Origin of the sequence: Vibrio renipiscarius, assembly GCF_000827885.1 — a bacterium.
GTDB classification, from domain to species: Bacteria; Pseudomonadota; Gammaproteobacteria; order Enterobacterales; family Vibrionaceae; genus Vibrio; species Vibrio renipiscarius.
Map to the genome: position 1 here is coordinate 626,514 of NZ_JTKH01000006.1, position 18,259 is coordinate 644,772.

Genomic DNA, 18,259 nt, shown 5'->3' on the forward strand with positions numbered 1-18,259 from the left:
TCGGTAGAGGGCGATTTACGCTTTGTCTGCAAGGCCGTCTAGGTAGCGTTCTGCGTCTAATGCGGCCATACAACCAGTCCCCGCCGACGTAATCGCTTGGCGGTAGTTATGGTCCATAACATCGCCGGCAGCGAAGATGCCTTCGATGCTGGTTTGGGTTGCATTGCCATCAAGACCTGATTTAACAACGATATAGCCGTCTTTCATTTCTAGTTGGCCATCAAAAATCGCAGTATTAGGCTGGTGGCCAATCGCAATAAAGGCACCCATCACTTCCAATTCATCAATCGCGTCTGACTGGGTATGCTTCAAGCGTACGCCCGTTACACCCATGTCGTCACCCACCACTTCTTCTAAAGTGCGATCGGTATGCAAAATAATATTACCGTTTTCGACTTTGTCCATTAAGCGTTTGATCAGGATTTTTTCAGCGCGGAAACTATCACGGCGGTGAATCAAATGCACTTCAGCTGCGATGTTTGACAGGTATAGCGCTTCTTCAACGGCAGTGTTGCCGCCACCGACTACCGCCACTTTTTGGTTGCGGTAGAAGAAACCATCACAGGTAGCACAGGCTGAAACGCCACGGCCTTTGAATGCTTCTTCCGATTCTAAGCCCAGATATTTCGCTGAGGCGCCTGTCGAGATAATCAATGCATCACAGGTGTATTCGCTGTTGTCGCCTTTTAAGCGGAATGGACGCTGGCTGAAGTCAACGTCGTTGATGTGGTCAAACAGCATCTCAGTTTCAAAACGCTCTGCATGTTCTTTCATGCGCTCCATTAGTGCTGGTCCGGTTAAGCCTTCAGGGTCACCCGGCCAGTTTTCAACTTCTGTTGTTGTGGTTAGCTGGCCGCCTTGCTGCATACCGGTGACCAAAACTGGTTTTAGGTTGGCACGTGCGGCATAAACTGCTGCGGTATAGCCCGCAGGACCTGAACCAAGAATTAGCAAGTTGCAGTGTTTTACGTTGCTCATTTAGCGCTCCATTAGCATTACCCGAGCTACGCCTTAGGCGAGGTGGGGCTCACTGTTTGTTGAGAGTGTTCGTAGAGATTGTTTCCGATTGTAATAGAAATATTGGGGAGGGGAAAAGGACATTCAAGCCAACCACTGCAAATAATTGGCTATAGCTTAGAACTAAGCTAAGCGGCTGAATTAAATCATAAACGCATCGGTGACCAGTCAACTTGTCTAGTTTTAGAGAGTGCGACTCATTATCAGTGGTGCATCACTCTAATATTGGCCCTATTTATAGTTCTATATCTTATTCTATTATTTTTGGTAGTTTTATCTGTTGTTAAAAGTTGAATGTGAGGAATGAATGCGCAATAGTGTATGTAAATAAAATGTTAACCATAAGCAGTTGTGTAACTTCATTAAGGAGTCAATGATGATACATAATCACGAGAACACATTGCAGCTCACACAGTTGAGTGGCAATGCGATTCGTCAACTTTCCCCATCATTCGGTACGTTACCCAATACAAAGCATGCGGATGGTCAATATCGATTACGCCGTTATTCGGTGGTTCGTTTTATTGATGGGCAAGTTAAAGCCACAGATAGAAATGATTTTGTTCAATCGGAGGATATCAATCATTTCCAAGGTGACGTAGTGCGCCAGTTTGAGCCTTTACTTGAGGCGACGTTGACGAGCCAAGGCATGCAGGAAATGTGCGCGTTGTTTGTTGAGAGTAACGAACTTGCCAATGGCCAAGAAATTGAAATTCACCAGATCCGTGTGACGGCCATCTTTGATGAAACACAAGTTGCGCCAGAAGGTGTGCACCAAGACGGATTTGATCATATCGCGTTAATTGGTATTGATCGGCACAATATTGTGGGTGGCGAAATCATGCTTTATAACGACAGTCATGAAGCGCCATTTTTCCGTAAGGTACTTGAAAATGGGGAAGTCGCCTTATTAGCGGACAGTAAATTATGGCACAACGCCTGTCCGATTCGCGCGATTGATCATCAGCATGAAGGGCATATGGATGTGTTTGTGTTAACGGCAAAGGATGGTGTTAATGAACTTCACTCCTGAACGTGTGAGATCGCAGTTTAATGGGTTGCATCAGCGATATAATCATCAACAGGTGAGTTTCTTTGATGGGCCTGGCGGTGCTCAAGTGCCGATATCTGTGCTCGATGCCATGAGTGCCTATCTTGGTCACTTCAATTCAAATCTCGGCGGGCACTATTTCTCTAGCCAGAAAACGACGCAATTACTCGCAGAAGCCCGATCGGCTTGTCAGGCGCTGCTTAATGCGTCGAGTTCCGATTCGATTGTCTTTGGCGCCAATATGACGTCTCTTACCTTTTCTTTAAGTCGCGCCATCAGTCGCAACTGGCAAGCTGATGATGAAGTGATTGTGACGGCGCTTGATCACTACGCCAACGTCAGTACTTGGCAGCAAGCAGCAGAAGATAAAGGCGTCAAGGTACATACCGCAAGGGTCGATCCACAAGATTGCAGTGTGGATATTGAGCATTTACAGTCTCTTATTTCAAACAAAACGCGCTTGATTGCCATTACCCTTGCATCCAATACCACGGGAACGATCGTCGATATCGCGCCAGTCGTCGCAGCCGCCAAAGCGGTGGGAGCGCAAGTCTATGTCGATGCAGTGCATTACGCCCCCCATCATTTAGTCGATGTACAGTCGCTTGAATGCGATTTTCTGGTGTGTTCTGCGTATAAGTTTTGTGGCCCCCATATTGGCATTGCCTACATCGCGCCCAAGTGGTTGCAAGCGTTACAGCCTTATAAGGTTGAACCCGCTACCGACCTTGGGCCGGGCCGCTTTGAAACCGGAACGCAAAGCTTTGAAGCCCTGGCGGGCTTGGTGGCAACGATTGAATACCTCGCACAATGGGCAGATACGAGCCAGAGCCTTAGGCAACGCCTAGAACAAAGCTTTGCTGCCTACAACCGCTATGAAAGCCAGTTGAGTGACTATTTTTTGAATCGCCTGCAAACGTTAAAAGGGGTGACGCTATGGGGGCGAACGATCGCCGATGCGAATATGCGTACCCCAACGTTTGCGTTGACCTTTGCAAAGGCGGAACCAATAGAGGTTGCTAAGGCGCTGGGTGAGCAGAACATTTGTCTGTGGAGTGGGCATTTTTATGCGTTAGGGTTGGTGCGTCAATTGGCACTGGAAAACAGCGGTGGGGTGCTACGAATTGGAATGATGCATTACAACACCAAGGCTGAAATCGATCGTTTATTTGATGCGCTTATGCCATTTTGTGGTGAGGCCTAAACATTCAGACGAGCGTCTCCGCTTCGCGAAAACGTTAAAATAAAAGCCGCATAATGCGGCTTTATCTCTTTATTCACGATGCTTTTATGATGAAACCATCGTGCTTAAGCGTCGTCACTCACTTCGACTTCGTATGAGGTGAATTTGCGCACGTTGATCACACCCGTATCAAAGATCAAATATTGGCCTTTTATGCCTTTCAATGTCCCAGTGACGACAGGGTTTTTATCAAAGTTGTGCGAAACAATCTTTGTGGGATGTTCCGTCACGGGATAGGCGATAGGTGTCACGGATTCGTTGAGAATCTCTACCGCATCATCGCCAAATTGTTGCTTGATCTCCGCGATCTTGTCTTCAATGAACGGCAGCAACTCCGCAAATTTGTCTTCAAGTGGAAGTGGTGCGCCATCTTCTTTAAGTAGCGTACGCCAATTGGTTTTATCTGCGATGTGTTTTGCGAGTTCGATTTCAACCAAGCCAGAAATATAACGAGTCTTCACTTTTAAAATCGGCAGGCCCTGCGTCGCTCCTTGATCGATCCAGCGCGTTGGGATTTGAGTATGGCGTGTAATTCCGACCTTTAAGCTAGAGGTATTCGATAGGTAGACATAATGGTCAACCATGCAGTTCTCTTCACCCCATTGTGGCTCACGACAAGTCCCTTGTTCATAGTGACATGTTTCGGGTTTCATGATGCACATATCGCAGCTCGCCAGCTTCTTCATGCAGACAAAGCAGTGGCCTTGAGAGTAGCTTTTTTTGGTTTTCTTACCACATGATTGACAGAAGATGTTGCCAGTGTGGGTGAGTGTCAGTGATTTGCCGACAAAAGGCTTAAGATCAACAAGTTGTTCACCAACCGGTAAGTGATAATGAACTTCGTGATCGAGAGATGCACGCATTTTTTGTAGCGTACCTGTTGAGATTAATGACATGACTTTGCTCTATTGGTTTTTATTGTGGGGTGATATCCGTCACCACTGTCTATGGCTATGTTAACAGAAATATTATGATATTTGATCCGCCATACGCTTATTCTCAGCGGGTGGTCTGTATTCCGGTTGGCATGTTGTATGAACTAGCTCAAAATTATTGTGTCACTGATGTACTTTTAGTTGTCTTTCAAAGACTAAATGCGTTAGTTTTCCAAAAAAATAAAAATAGATTTATCGGTCAGTTTGGTTTGGTTGTTTTAGGGAGTGAAATTGAAAATAATTCACAAGGTCGTATTCAGCCTATTCGTCTTTACGATTGCTGTTGTGACTTTACATTGGCTTTATGGCGATAAAAATACGTATCGGATTAATCCGAATGAGTTTACGTATCTAGCAACGAATGATCAGCTGCAGAAAGGCGCATCCACGAGCACGATTTCAAAACACGATAATGAAGTGATTCTCGATTGTGAATTGAAAGTGAGTGCGGATTACAAGTGGCCCTATTGTGGTGTTTCCATTCTTTATGATGAAAATGATCCGACGCAAGGGGTGGATTTTTCCGATGTCCATACTGTGCGCTTAGATGTCGATTTTAAGCGATTGGATGGGGGAGAGAGCCCGGCAATGCGTGTTTATTTGCGCAATTATAACCCGGTTTATTCGCAGCCAGATAATGAATATACGCACAAATATAACGGGCTTGATTACCGGCAAGCGGATTATTCTCGCGTGATTGAAGTGCCATTGAAAAGCTTACAAGTGCTGACTTGGTGGCTAGTCGATAATAAAATTCCTATCGCGCATGCCGCACCTGAATTTAATAATATTAATCGTATTGAATTTGCTACGGGTTCAGGTACACCGGTTGGTGTATATCAATTACACATAAGAAACATTGAATTTGTCGGGCATTATATTGATGGCGAAAAATTGATGTTGTTATTGTTGTTTCTGTGGGTGGGGCTCGGTGTGCTATTCAGCGTATCTGAAATTCGCCACAAACAACGTATTGTGCGGGAATCAGAAGTACGACAGAAGCATCTCAAAAACCTGAATCAATCGCTGCGTGAAGAAAATACGCAATTCGCTGCGATGGCGCATCGTGATGCACTAACGGGCGCGATGAATCGACATGCGATTCGTTCATGGTTAGAGGTAGAATACTCAATCGAAAATGAAACGCGCCCAGCGCTTTCGGTCATCTATCTCGATATCGACCACTTCAAAAAAGTGAACGATGTTTATGGCCATAAGATAGGGGACGACATTTTACGTGAGTTTACTTTGGTGGTGATGGCTGAACTAGAAAAGAGTGATCGCTTTGCTCGTTGGGGAGGAGAAGAGTTTGTCATTTTTTGCCCAACCAAGACGGTCGATGAGGCGTATCTTTTGGCCGAACGCTTACGTCAGAAGATTGAGCAGCATGCTTGGATGCATGATGGCAAAATCACGGCAAGCCTTGGTGTAACAGAGCTTTATGATGAAACCGCTATCGATATGCTGACGCGGGCTGATGAATTACTGTATACCGCTAAGCGTAATGGTCGAAACCGAGTTGAAGTCGCTAACTAAACGATGTTATGCGGTTAATGGCGGTGCTATTGTGACAAACATGCCCTTTGAGGGCATGTTTGTTTATTGAATTATCGCGGGCTGGCTTGTCGGTATCGCTTATTGTGAAGGCGTATCATCCGGTGAATTATGTTGTGCATTTTCACTGACGATGGGCTCTTTAGGCCCTAAAAACTTCGGTTTTTCTTGTGTGATATAAAGGTCAAGCACGGCTTTCACACGCGCAAACACTTCACGGAAACGAACTTTAAAACCAGAATGGCTACTTGGGCCGGGAACGGCGAAACACTTCGCTTCTATGTTGTGATAGTTAGCGATGAACAACGCACGCTCACAATGAAATTTCTGCGAAATAATCAAGAAATTGTCGGTGTCGAAGATTTCTTTCGCTCGCACGACGGAGTCTAAGGTCCGAAAACCGGCGTAGTCTAGGTAGATGTGTTCTTCAGGGACATCAGAGCGAAGTAAGTCGCGCTTCATTGTCCAAGGTTCGTTGTATGAACGGTGGGCATTGTCGCCACTTAGCAGAAAGTTAGACACTTTGTCTTGCTGATAAAGCGTAATCGCCGCATTGATACGATGAAGATAATACTCGTTGAGCACTTTACCTAAATACTTACTGGTACCCAATACCACCGCCACATTGACCGGTTCAACGTCTTCTGCCGCGAAGTAAAGTTGATCTTGGGTTTGATAACTTATCCATCGGTCAATAGCAAAGAGCGCTGCAATCATAAGGATTGCTAACAATAACGTTATCTTTACTGTTGTCATTATCCACTTTGCCCCACGTACTTTTCGCGAGCTGTGATCCAAAAATTTACGCACTAAATCTGTCTATTCCTTTGAGCTCAAACCGACAATAACAACGTTTGTCACTGCCACAGTAAGTAGTATGCCATCAGGTTTCGGGTTTTATGTCTTGATTACGTTAGGTATTACGCACGCAATCCTTAAACGGTCACTAAACGCATTGTTTAAGATAAAGATAATGGTTCTTACGAACAAATGCGCGTTTTGGTCTTATTTTCATCAAAGATAAGGGGCTCTCATCGTTATCCCATCAGACATGCATCGGCTGTCTTTCGTGTCGAAACGTCACCGATATAAACGGAAGGTGATGTTTCTGTGGGAATCAATGGCAAAAGAGACCGAATGAAAACAAAGCCTCACATTAGAGGCTTTGTTTTTGGGCGTCGATTAGAAAGCAGTACGCTTGTAACGACGGTAAACCGGTTGCCAGAAGTAGGCTTCAATCGCTTCTTCCAGTGCTTCATCGGTGATCTCTTGAGCAACGCCTTGCTCAATCGCTTTTTTACCAACGGCAAACGCGATTTTTTTCGATACCGAGTGAATCGCTTCCAAAGGTGGAAGCAATGCACCATGACCATCAATGGCCAGTGGTGAGCAGGTTGCGAGCGCTCGGCTCGATTCCTGCAGCATTTCATCCGTAACACGACGTGCTGATACGGCAAGCACGCCTAAACCAATACCTGGGAAGATGTAACTGTTGTTACATTGCGCGATAGGATAGGTTTTACCATCGTGAACCACAGGATCAAATGGGCTGCCTGTAGCAACTAATGCTTCACCGTTGGTCCAGCGAATGATGTCGTTTGGTGTTGCTTCTACACGACTGGTTGGGTTTGATAATGGGAACACGATAGGGCGTTCACAATGCTTGTGCATTTCTTGGATGACATCTTTGCTAAACAAACCTGGTGCACCTGATACACCAATCAGTACCGTTGGTTTTGCGTTCGCCATGACATCAAGTAATGAGAAGCCATTGCCTTCATTTTCCCAGTTAACCGTGTTTTCGGTAGGTTGAACCAATCGCTGTTGGAAGTCGAGTAGGTTTGGCATACCTTCTTGCAGTAGGCCCCAACGGTCAACCATGTAAACTTGAGAACGGGCTTGAGCGTCAGAAACGCCTTCCGTTACCATTTGTGCAATGATCGCTTCGGCAATACCACAGCCTGCTGAACCCGCGCCTAAGAAGGTGATGCGCTGTTCAGAGAGCTTGGTGCCTGCGGCTTTACATGCCGCCAGTAGCGAGCCAACCGTGACCGCAGCCGTACCTTGAATATCATCATTGAAGCAACAAATACGGTTTTTGTAACGCTCAAGCAGCGGCATGGCATTTTTTTGTGCGAAATCTTCAAACTGAACCAGCGCTTCTGGCCAACGACGTTGTACGGCTTGAATAAATTCTTCCACAAACGCGTCGTAATCTGCGCCAGTAATGCGCGGGTGACGCCAGCCCATGTACATTGGGTCAGCGAGACGTTGTGGGTTATTGGTACCAACATCTAACACGATTGGCAGCGTATAAGCCGGGCTAATGCCGCCACACGCGGTATACAGCGCCAGTTTACCAATAGGAATACCCATGCCACCGATGCCTTGGTCGCCCAGACCAAGAATACGCTCGCCGTCAGTAACCACAATGACTTTTACGTTGTGGTTTGACGCGTTGTTCAGGATGTCATCAATGCGATCACGATTTGCGTAAGAAACGAAGAGTCCACGGCCACGACGATAAATATTTGAGAAGTTCTCACATGCGGCACCGACCGTTGGCGTGTAGATGATTGGCATCATTTCAGAAATGTGGTTCTGAACTAAGCGATAGAAAAGCGTTTCGTTAGTATCTTGAATATTACGCAGATAGATGTGCTTATCCATGTCATTCTCGAAACTGCGATATTGCTGATACGCACGCTCGACCTGTTCTTGAATCGTTTCAGTCGTCTCTGGCAGGAGACCTTCTAAATTGAAGGAGATGCGTTCTTGTGCGCTAAACGCACTGCCTTTGTTCAGCAGTGGAGTACTAAGAAGCGCAGGGCCTGCGAAAGGAATATAGAGTGGACGTTTGTCGTTATACATTGCGAACCTATTATCGGGTACGAGGAACAGTTGAGCGTGTGTTCGATGCCAGTTAAGGAAGCTAACATGGGAATCTTTAAGCTATTGTAACGTGGCTTTGTATGGTCGACAAGGAACACGCGTCTAACTGGGATCTTAATATCCACATATTCGCTTTATCGTTATAATCAGCGAGTTAATTATTATCGTGTGCAGCTATGACCTCATTACCTATCGATACACTTCGCGACACTTTTCTGACTCAGTTGGCGCAAAATCATCTCATTGTCGAAGCCGAGACGGGCTCAGGAAAATCCACTCGATTGCCCGTTTGGGCGGCAGAGCAAGGGCGGGTGTTGGTGATTGAACCGCGCCGTATTGCTTGTACCTCTTTAGCTCAATATTTGGCTCAACAGCGTAATGAAGCTGTCGGTGACTCGATTGGTTATGCGATAAAACTCGAAACGCGCTTTAATGAGAATAGCCAAGTCGTGTTTGTGACACCTGGCGTTGCATTACGATGGTTCAGTGAAAACCAGTTAGCGGAATACGACATCGTGATTGTCGATGAGTTTCACGAACGCCGCTGGGACACCGACCTGTTAGTGGCTTTGTTAAAAGAACATCAGAAGCAGCGCCTGGTGGTGACATCTGCAACCATTGAGGGGGCAAAACTTGCCAGTTACGTTAGCGCCAAACGTCTCCAAGCCGAAGGTCGCCAGTTTCAAGTCAGTTTGCAATATCGTGCCAATGATTCTCGTCAGCTTCCTGATAGCCGACATCTAGAACAACGCGTGAAACAAGAAGTATTAACGGCTTTACAAGCCGGTCCGGGGGATATTTTAGTCTTCCTGCCGGGACGGAAAGAAATCACGCAGTGCGCTCAAATGTTGCAAGGGTTGGAGGACGTGGTCATTGCGCCATTGCATGCCTCGGTCAGTGATGAACAACGCGAAGTTGCCCTCAATATACAACCGAAAACCAAGGTGGTATTGGCAACGAATGTCGCGGAAACATCGTTGACGATCCCCAATATTGTCCGAGTGATTGATTCTGGACTCGAGCGTCGGACGGAGCAGCGCAATGGCCGGACAACATTGAGCCTAAAACATATCTCACAAGCCAGTGCGAAGCAGCGGGCAGGGCGAGCGGGGCGCGTTATGGATGGAACCTGTGTTCGACTTTATGGCGAGCACGCAGCATTGGCGCTTGTAACGCCCCCCGAAATGCATCGCGAGGCTCTGACAGAGGCGATGCTAGCATCGGCTTGCTGTCATCATCCGTTAACCTCACTCGTGTTCGTGGAGGCGCTCCCTGAAAAGAGTGTGAATCAGGCATACCAATTATTACAAGGGATGCGAGCGATTGATTCGCAGGGTAAAGCGACGGAGCATGGGCGGAAAATGTACCCATTGCCAATTGATGCGCTGGTGGCCGATTTAGTTACCCGCATGCCATCAAAAGCGCTTAAAGAAGCCATGATTGATTACGCTGCCGTTTTGGCGACGCCCACAAAGCTCTATCGTTTGAGCCGCGATGAAGAACAACTCGAGCAACTTAATCAACAAGAGTCACTTGGTAGTGACGCGCAATTGGCCATTGGCTTGATGCGTGGCGAGCCCTTTTCTGGTTTAGAGGTGGATATCGATGCGCTTCGCGAAGCGAGAGGGTTGGCCGAGCAAATGCGCGACGTTTTTGAATTACCTCAACTTGAGGTGGCTTCGCGCTATCGTCATGACGATTTGGTTCTGGCCATTGCAACTCTTCACCCCGAGTTGATTTTTGTTCGCCGAACGAAAAGGCGAGAGGCCCTTGGCAATGGTGCGATGGAAGTCGTGCTTGGTCGAGAAAGTCGCTTCTTAAGTCAATCTGAGGCGGCCATTGTGTTGGATACCCATAGCTTACCCGGTCGCGGGGTGAAACAGACGCTGACACTCGCGACACAAGTTCTTCCGATCGCTCTTAGCTCTTTGGAAGACTTGGGGTTGGGAGAGTGGCAAGAAAGCAGCGTTGTTGTCGAACAAGACAAAACGTATATCGAAATGGTGCTGGTTTACGCGGGGCGAGTGATCGCGACGAAAAAGACCTTGGCGCAAGGTGCTCTTGTGATCTCACCTATTTTAAACGCGGTGAAAGCCGGGGAGTATCTAAGCGGTTTCTATTTAAAACGTCAGACTGAGATTTTGCACTGGCGCTTATATGTAGAACTCGGTTTAGCGGGTGATGTGAGCCATAACAATGTCACGTTTGATGGTTGGTTTTCCGAACAACTACAATTGCTGGAACTTAACGATATCGATGATCTTGAACTCTTCTCGAGTGAGGATTTTATGTTTGAGGGCATCCCTTATTGGGAATATGAGGATTTCGCGGCACGTTTCCCTTACCAGTTAGCATTGGGGGACCTCAATCTCGACGTTGAATACCAACCTGCCGCTAAATTGGTCTATGTGGTTTATCGCGACGGTTTACGAAAAGGTGATCCTAAGCGATGGGAGCTGCCTCGTTGGCAGGGGTGGCGTGTGAAGTATCGAAAATCGAGTCGTATTTTAGATATAAAATAGTCACTTATGGTGGTGTCGGTGAAATGGAGAAATTTGGTGAGCCATTTATTAAGCAATAGGTTTTATATGTAATTCACTTGCGCGTGCTTTGTTATTATTTTGGTTTTTATATGCCTTTTTTATGCGCTAAAAACGAATAAAAGACCAATGTTCTATATCCTATTGCTATATGTGTTCAGTTGACTGATATTGGAATTACTGTGTTGCCAATATCGCGGGGGATGGATATGGAATGTCAAGGCAAGACATGCGTGGTTTTTGACTACACTTCATTTTTGGGCGAGGAATGCTCGAAAAAATGGACGTTTTTAGAGGCGTTAAGTACGATTGCTCCCATCTTCAGTCTAGCGTGGAATGATACAATAAAAACAACATGCGGACCGGAAGAGCGCTTGTGGGAGCAAGCGATGAAGTCGCTCTCTGCTAGTCACAGTGATGAAGCCAACATTAATATGCTTGTTAAGCTGGCGAAAACAGAAGGTATTCAGGAATTAAAGCTGGTTATGCCGTATGAACTGGAAAAAGATCAGATCGAACGGTTACAACAGCAATTGAGTGTGAGTATTAAAAACTTAGACCAAGATGAATTCATGATTACGTTATAAAAAAAAGGTTTGCGGCTTCGGCCGCAAACCTTTTTTGTTCCTCGGGCCGACCATGTCCAACCATTAATTTTTACGCCTATCTTCAGTGACGTTTTAACACCATTTAAGACGCTATCCCCAAGATTTAAATACCTAACTTGTTGTTTTTAGATTTGGTTACTACGATTATTTTTGTTCAAAAAGAACGAATCGTAACGACTCGTCGGATAGGAGGTCAGATGGAACTGAGTCAAATTAAAACATGCAGCGTGGCTTTGCTGGTTATCGCCACGACGTTACCTATCTCATTGGCCAGTTACGGGCAAGTTGGTGGTTCTGAACATCGTTATGCCTACGTGGATTTTTCATCAGGCTCGCTGGATGAAAATATAGGCGATAACAGCAATGTGACGGCGATTAAAGTGGGTGGTCAGTTGCCGATGGATCAGCGCTGGCTCGCCACTCTCGATTATTCCGCTCGCTTTATACATCTCGAGAACACAACCACAGAAATTTATACGCTGTTGCCCGGTATTGCGGCTCGGTTTGATGTTGGGTCTGGTTTTGAAGTTGTGACCGGAGCGAAAGTGGGGATGCAATGGGCTCGCTTAACGGATGATGACACGGATATAAAGCTTGAAAGTAGCAATGAATTTGTTTGGGGTGCTGATGTTGGCTTGATTTATAACATCACACCGCGCTGGCGACTAGCGACAGACGCAGAGCTAAATCGTAGTGACATATTGGATGTGGAAATTTATTCATTGCGAGCGGATTACCGATTTGACTCAGGCTTTACCGTTGGTGGCTTTTATAGTCACCGTGATAGTGATCGAGGCTCGACGAATGAAGGCGGGGTTGCGTTGAAGCTGTTTTTCTAATGAGTCCGATGATTTATGTGGCATTCTATCTCCGTCCTACTTGACGTTGCAGCGGTGTTGACTGGCACTCTCAATCCTTATCGCATCGCGTATCTATGCGCATAGGCTTTGCGCGATTGTAGCCTACCCGCATCTTCGAGTTGTTTAGGTATCAGTAAATCGTTCATATTCAAGGTGCTAAAAAGCCAGCGTATGCTGGCTTTTTGGACTGAGCGATAAATCGATACTTACATGACAGCAGCAATACCTTGGCATAGCGGCAGCATATTCGATTTAGTCATGCCAGCGACACTGATACGGCCAGAGCCGACAATGTAGATAGCAAACTCATCTTTAAGGCGAGCCACTTGATCTTTATCCAGACCAGAGAATGAGAACATGCCGTTTTGACGTTCGATAAAGCTAAAGTCAGCATCCACTCCTTGCTCTTTTAAAGTGGTCACGAACAGTTCGCGCATTTCTTGGATGCGATCACGCATCTCTTTCACTTCCGCTTCCCATTCTGCGCGCAGATCGTCGTCGTTCAGAATGTAAGTAACTACTGCAGCACCGTGTGCTGGTGGGTTAGAGTAGATTGAGCGAATGATGGCTTTTACTTGAGAGAAGGCGGTTGCCGCAACATCTTCAGATTCACCAACCAAAGTGAATGCGCCCACACGCTCATTGTACAAACCGAAATTTTTCGAGAACGAACTCGCGATAAGAATTTCTTTGTTGTATTTAGCAAACGTGCGTAGACCAGCAGCATCGTCTTCAACACCTGAGCCAAAACCTTGGTAAGCGAAATCGAATAAAGGCAGTAATTTCTTATCTGCAACTAGCTTAGCCAGTGTTTCCCACTCATCCGCGGTAGGATCGATACCTGTTGGGTTGTGACAGCAACCGTGCAGTAACACAACATCGCCTTCAGCGGCTTGCTCTAAGTCAGCAATCATTGCAGCAAAGTCTTTTTCTTTTGTTTCTGCGTTGTAATAGCTGTATTGAGCCGTTTCTAAACCAGCAGCAGTAAAAACGCCAATATGGTTTGCCCATGTTGGGTTACTGATCCAAATTTTTGGCGCGCCGAGTTGGCGTTTAATAAATTCACCCGCCACGCGAAGTGCGCCAGTGCCACCCGGTGCTTGTGCGGTTTTGGCACGTTGAGTCGCGATGATCTCTGCATTTTCGCCAAACAACAGTTTTTGTACCGCAGTACCGTATTGCGCAGTGCCTTCGATTGTTAGGTATGACTTGGTTTTTTCGGTTTCAACCAATGCCGCTTCTGCTTTTTTTACGGTCACGAGCACAGGTGTTTCGCCTTGCTCATTTTTATATATGCCAACGCCTAAGTTAATTTTTTCAGCGCGAGGATCCTTTTTAAACTCTTCCGTGAGGCCAAGAATCGGGTCTGCCGGAGCAGCAACTACTTTTTCAAACATAATTGTCATCCATGTTAATCGAAGGGGATAATTGTAATAACTTGAATATTTATACCTTTATGACGCACAGGTGACAACACAAAAGCGTAAGAAACAAGAAATTTTATTCACTTGAGACGACTGAGTGTACAAGTCGCGTATTTTGACAACAAGCGATGAGTCTCTCTAAATAGGATTTAGTCTATTTCGCGATTATTCCGCAATCATCACCAATAGAATGACCGGATGCTAGTTGTCTGCTGATCACATTTTTATGAAAATATTTTGTTTCATTATGATTACTACTAGGGTGTTTTTCTCTTTTCCAAAGAGAAATGAGTCGCATTAATTTAGTGAAACGTGCAATAAATTTAATGAATACGAACACCGGTCAATGGTTCTATTACGGGCTTGCCGTTATGCAACTGCATGGTTAATGCTAAAGATTATTTTTAAGCGCAGCACAAGCAAAAGGAATCTGCATGCATACATTGAGGTTAGTTACATTAACATTATCATCGGCAATGCTCATTGCCTGTGGCGGAGACGATAGTGGCTCGTCGTCATCATCATCGTCTTCAACGCCTGATACAGAAACTACGGCATCCACATTATTTGAAGGAACCTTGGTCGTGCCTCAAGGCGCTCAACAGAACTCTTTGCGGGTCATGAGTGCAGGCCTTATTAACAGCTATAGCGTGACATGTCCTAACGTCCCTGATGGCTATGACCCGATGGCTAACGCGGCAGTTTCAATTGAAAAAGCGGATGGAAGCGTCTTAACGCAAACTACTACCACCGATAGTTGTGGTACGTTTTTGTTAAGTATTGATGAAGAGGCCTCGGCTCTAGATGATAGCGTAATTAATGCTGCGCTGGCGGGGTATCGACCTCTAAAAGCAAACGCAAATAACTTCAAAAAGGCGGAGGCTGGACAAGCGGCACCCGTCGCATCAACCATCGCGACGAATGCTGAATATGTTATCAGTGCGATTCAAAAATTGGGTGAGAGCGAGATTAGTTTCTCCGTCACGGACAATACAACCAACAACGCAGTCATTCAGCTTTCCAAAAATGCCTTTGAGGTGTTGGTTAACGATCAGCCAATATCTATCACGACAGTCAACTCTGCCGATCAACTAGCCTTAGCCAGTAGTAATGTTATGACATTAGATGCCAGCGGTTCGATGAGGGCATCAATTAATGATGAAAATAATAACGCTGTCGTCGATTCAGAAGGTCACCAGTACGACCGTTTTCGTATCACGGCAATGGCAGCTCATCAGTTTGTAGCGGAAAAAGCGGACGCGGATGAGATCGCGATCATTCCGTTCTCAAACAGTGTCGATTTGATAAATAACGCATTTTTACAAGATAGTCTGTCCTTGGTCGACAGTAATTCGGCAAGCATTTCCTATGACTATTCTTTAGATGGTTTTACGACGGCGAAAGACAAATTGCATTTTGCGGTCGATCTGTATAATCCGCTTGCTAGCCTTTGGGGGTGGAATGATTATGACGGCCGTCATGCGAGCAGAACAGATTCTGTTGCGCGAGCAGACACCTGGTACCTCTGGGATTCAGGAACTGAATTAGAGGAAGCGATTAAAGTATCGGTTGACGAAGTCGCTACTCGTAGTAATACGCTCAAGCGAGTGTTTGTCATGACAGATGGGGACAGTTACTTTACTGATAGGGATGCGGTGATCGCCGCTGCGAATCAAGCTAATGTAGTGATTCATGCAATAGCGGTGAGCAATAACGCTAATGAGTCTGACCTTCAGCCGATTGCTTCGGAGACAGGTGGGTCCTACCATAAAATTGTGGATGAGCAAAATATCACAGGAATTTATTCATCATTACAAACGACGATTAAATATGCATATATAGCGTCACTAACGACGCCATTACAAAGTGGTGATGCTATTTCGTTGTCATTGACAATAAATGGTGAAAAAGTCACTCGTATATTAGTGATGCCATAACCCTGAGAGTGCAATTAAGTTTGATATCGCCCCATCATATTGGGGCGTTTTTGTCTCTGCCTGTTAAGGTAGGGGAGGTCGCGCGGTTATTTTTTTAAATTGATTTCAGCTTCATGCGCTTGAGTTTCAATCTCTGGATTCTCCGACATTTTAGCGCTGGCCCATTGATTTAGGTGGTCAAGAATGGTCTTTAACGCGTGTTTTTCGGTCGGTGTTTCATTGGCCGCAATGTTCAGTTCCGCTTTTGGGTGCGTTCCCGTCGCATCTTCCGCAATATGTAGCCAATCTGGATGCCAGTAATACGGTTGTCCAAGTGGGGTCGTCCAGCGATGAACTCCGTTGGTTTCCCCTTTGTATTCAATATCGTTTTCGTTGTACTGAGTCATTATTATTCTCTCATCATCGGTAAACAGAGGCAGCAAGTTGCCTATTATTAATGTAGCAGGTTCAGCTTTAATTAATGTGATACCAAACGTTTAACAGAGGAAGGGGCTAATTTTCGTTCGTATTTAGCGCCTATATGACTTGGATAATGAAATGACGGGATAATAACGAGAGGGTTACGCGTTGTTTGGGGCTGAAAGGAAATGATGAGTAAGAATGGGTGTTCAAATTGAGTTAGCGGATAAAGAAAAGGCTTCACAAAGTGAAGCCTTAAATCTTAACTATTGCTTGCGCAATTAGAAGTTAGCAGAGCGTGGTGTACGTGGGAACGGGATTACGTCACGAACGTTGCCCATACCAGTTACGTAAGACACTAGACGCTCAAAGCCAAGACCGAAGCCCGCGTGAGGCACTGTGCCGTATTTACGTAGATCGCGGTACCAGCTCATGTGCTCAGGGTCGATACCCATAGCAATCATACGCTCGTCTAGAATGTCTAGACGCTCTTCACGTTGTGCACCACCGATGATTTCACCGATGCCTGGTGCAAGTACGTCCATTGCCGCGACTGTTTTACCGTCGTCGTTTAAGCGCATGTAGAAAGCTTTGATGTCTTTCGGGTAGTTCTTAACGATAACTGGTGCTTTGAAGTGTTCTTCCGCTAGGTAACGCTCATGCTCAGAAGACATGTCGATGCCCCACTCAACGTCAAACTCAAATTTCTTACCAGAGTCTAGTAGGATTTGGATTGCGTCAGTGTAGTCAACTTGTGCGAAGTCAGCTTCTACGAATTGCTCAAGGCGAGTAATTGCTTGCTTGTCGATGCGAGAAGCGAAGAACTCAAGGTCGTCGCGGCGCTCTTCAAGAACAGCAGCGAAAACGTACTTAAGCATATCTTCAGCCAGTTTCGCGACATCGTTAAGGTCTGCAAACGCAACTTCAGGCTCAACCATCCAGAATTCTGCTAGGTGGCGACTTGTGTTTGAGTTCTCAGCACGGAACGTAGGGCCGAACGTGTAAACTTTGCTTAGTGCACAAGCGTAAGCTTCTGCGTTTAGCTGGCCAGAAACGGTTAGGAACGTTTCTTTACCGAAGAAATCTTCGTTGAAATCCACTTTGCCTTCGTCAGTACGCGGTAGGTTTTCCATGTCTAGCGTCGAAACGCGGAACATTTCACCTGCGCCTTCAGCATCAGATGCAGTGATAAGCGGCGCTGAAGTCCAGAAGAAACCTTGCTCGTGGTAGAAACGGTGAATCGCTTGAGATAGACAGTTACGTACACGTGCTACTGCGCCAATCACGTTTGTACGTGGACGTAGGTGAGCAACTTCACGAAGGTACTCGATCGAGTGACGAGTTTTCGCCATCGGGTAAGTCTCAGCGTCTTCAACCCAACCAACTACTTTTACGTCAGTAGCCGCAAGTTCAAATGCTTGACCTGCTGCAGGAGACGCTACGATAGTACCCGTCACTTCAACAGAACAGCCAGTCGTTAGCTTAAGGACTTCGTCATTGTAATTATTGAGATTATTTGGGACCACGGCCTGAATCGGGTCGAAACAAGAGCCGTCATAGATGGCAAGGAATGAAATTCCAGCTTTGGAATCACGACGTGAACGGATCCAGCCGCGAACAGTTACTTCACTGTCTACTGCTAGCTGACCGTTCAATACGTCTTTAACAGGCGCGTAAGTCATGGTTGAAATAATCTCCATTGAGGTAAAAATAAAACCTAAGGTTATTTGGGATGATTTTTGCCAAATCATGAGCAAAAAAGCATCGAAACATTAGGTAGGTATTACATTTTTATTGAA

At 45.9% G+C, this 18,259-nt stretch carries 14 protein-coding genes; 7 read left to right on the top strand and 7 right to left on the bottom strand.

The window, feature by feature from the left end:
* Nucleotides 1-15: 15 nt before the first annotated feature.
* Nucleotides 16-978 (bottom strand): thioredoxin-disulfide reductase, encoded by a 963-nt coding sequence (trxB, locus tag OJ16_RS06025; RefSeq protein WP_040988381.1) that lies wholly within the window; start codon nucleotides 976-978, stop codon nucleotides 16-18.
* A gap of 415 nt (nucleotides 979-1,393) precedes the next feature.
* Between trxB and OJ16_RS06030 the strand changes: the two genes are divergently transcribed.
* Both OJ16_RS06030 and OJ16_RS06035 read left to right on the top strand, forming a co-directional pair.
* The gene (locus OJ16_RS06030; protein ID WP_040988383.1) at nucleotides 1,394-2,050 is read left to right on the top strand and encodes a 2OG-Fe dioxygenase family protein; all 657 of its coding nucleotides are present in this window, start codon (nucleotides 1,394-1,396) and stop codon (nucleotides 2,048-2,050) included.
* Entirely contained in the window at nucleotides 2,034-3,272 is a 1,239-nt protein-coding gene (locus OJ16_RS06035; protein ID WP_173425005.1) for a cysteine desulfurase-like protein, read from the top strand. The genes OJ16_RS06030 and OJ16_RS06035 overlap by 17 nt, the downstream gene beginning before the upstream one ends.
* Before the next feature lie 104 nt (nucleotides 3,273-3,376).
* On the opposite strand, the gene OJ16_RS06040 is transcribed toward OJ16_RS06035, so the two are convergent.
* Complete coding sequence (locus OJ16_RS06040) at nucleotides 3,377-4,207, bottom strand: DUF2797 domain-containing protein (RefSeq protein ID WP_040988387.1); 831 nt, start codon at nucleotides 4,205-4,207, stop codon at nucleotides 3,377-3,379.
* Between the two features lie 270 nt (nucleotides 4,208-4,477).
* Here OJ16_RS06040 and OJ16_RS06045 point away from each other — a divergent pair, with 270 nt between their 5' ends.
* Nucleotides 4,478-5,782 carry a GGDEF domain-containing protein gene (locus OJ16_RS06045; protein WP_040988389.1) on the top strand — a complete coding sequence of 435 codons (1,305 nt, stop codon included), beginning with the start codon at nucleotides 4,478-4,480 and terminating at the stop codon, nucleotides 5,780-5,782.
* A 99-nt stretch (nucleotides 5,783-5,881) separates the two neighbouring features.
* Here OJ16_RS06045 and OJ16_RS06050 read toward each other — a convergent pair whose 3' ends face one another.
* Both OJ16_RS06050 and OJ16_RS06055 read right to left on the bottom strand, forming a co-directional pair.
* Nucleotides 5,882-6,556: a SanA/YdcF family protein gene (locus tag OJ16_RS06050; RefSeq protein WP_052810331.1), complete on the bottom strand. Its 675-nt coding sequence runs from the start codon at nucleotides 6,554-6,556 to the stop codon at nucleotides 5,882-5,884.
* 426 nt (nucleotides 6,557-6,982) lie between these two features.
* Entirely contained in the window at nucleotides 6,983-8,671 is a 1,689-nt protein-coding gene (locus tag OJ16_RS06055) for an NAD-dependent malic enzyme (protein WP_040988394.1), read from the bottom strand.
* Nucleotides 8,672-8,868: 197 nt separating this feature from the next.
* Here OJ16_RS06055 and OJ16_RS06060 point away from each other — a divergent pair, with 197 nt between their 5' ends.
* From OJ16_RS06060 to OJ16_RS06070, 3 genes are all read left to right on the top strand, one after another.
* On the top strand, nucleotides 8,869-11,214 hold the full coding sequence (locus tag OJ16_RS06060) for a helicase-related protein (RefSeq protein WP_040988396.1): 2,346 nt from the start codon (nucleotides 8,869-8,871) through the stop codon (nucleotides 11,212-11,214).
* Between the two features lie 227 nt (nucleotides 11,215-11,441).
* The gene (locus OJ16_RS06065) at nucleotides 11,442-11,819 is read left to right on the top strand and encodes a hypothetical protein (RefSeq protein ID WP_040988852.1); all 378 of its coding nucleotides are present in this window, start codon (nucleotides 11,442-11,444) and stop codon (nucleotides 11,817-11,819) included.
* 218 nt (nucleotides 11,820-12,037) lie between these two features.
* Nucleotides 12,038-12,679: an outer membrane beta-barrel protein gene (locus OJ16_RS06070; protein WP_040988399.1), complete on the top strand. Its 642-nt coding sequence runs from the start codon at nucleotides 12,038-12,040 to the stop codon at nucleotides 12,677-12,679.
* Nucleotides 12,680-12,906: 227 nt separating this feature from the next.
* On the opposite strand, the gene OJ16_RS06075 is transcribed toward OJ16_RS06070, so the two are convergent.
* Nucleotides 12,907-14,097: an amino acid aminotransferase gene (locus OJ16_RS06075; protein ID WP_040988401.1), complete on the bottom strand. Its 1,191-nt coding sequence runs from the start codon at nucleotides 14,095-14,097 to the stop codon at nucleotides 12,907-12,909.
* A 461-nt stretch (nucleotides 14,098-14,558) separates the two neighbouring features.
* Here OJ16_RS06075 and OJ16_RS06080 point away from each other — a divergent pair, with 461 nt between their 5' ends.
* Entirely contained in the window at nucleotides 14,559-16,061 is a 1,503-nt protein-coding gene (locus tag OJ16_RS06080) for a vWA domain-containing protein (RefSeq protein ID WP_040988403.1), read from the top strand.
* Between the two features lie 86 nt (nucleotides 16,062-16,147).
* On the opposite strand, the gene OJ16_RS06085 is transcribed toward OJ16_RS06080, so the two are convergent.
* Nucleotides 16,148-16,447, bottom strand: coding sequence for a hypothetical protein (locus OJ16_RS06085; RefSeq protein ID WP_040988405.1), 300 nt, complete (start codon nucleotides 16,445-16,447; stop codon nucleotides 16,148-16,150).
* Nucleotides 16,448-16,741: 294 nt separating this feature from the next.
* A complete protein-coding gene (gene asnS / locus OJ16_RS06090; protein ID WP_040988408.1) occupies nucleotides 16,742-18,142 on the bottom strand; it encodes an asparagine--tRNA ligase in 1,401 nt (466 codons plus the stop codon).
* Nucleotides 18,143-18,259: the final 117 nt, after the last annotated feature.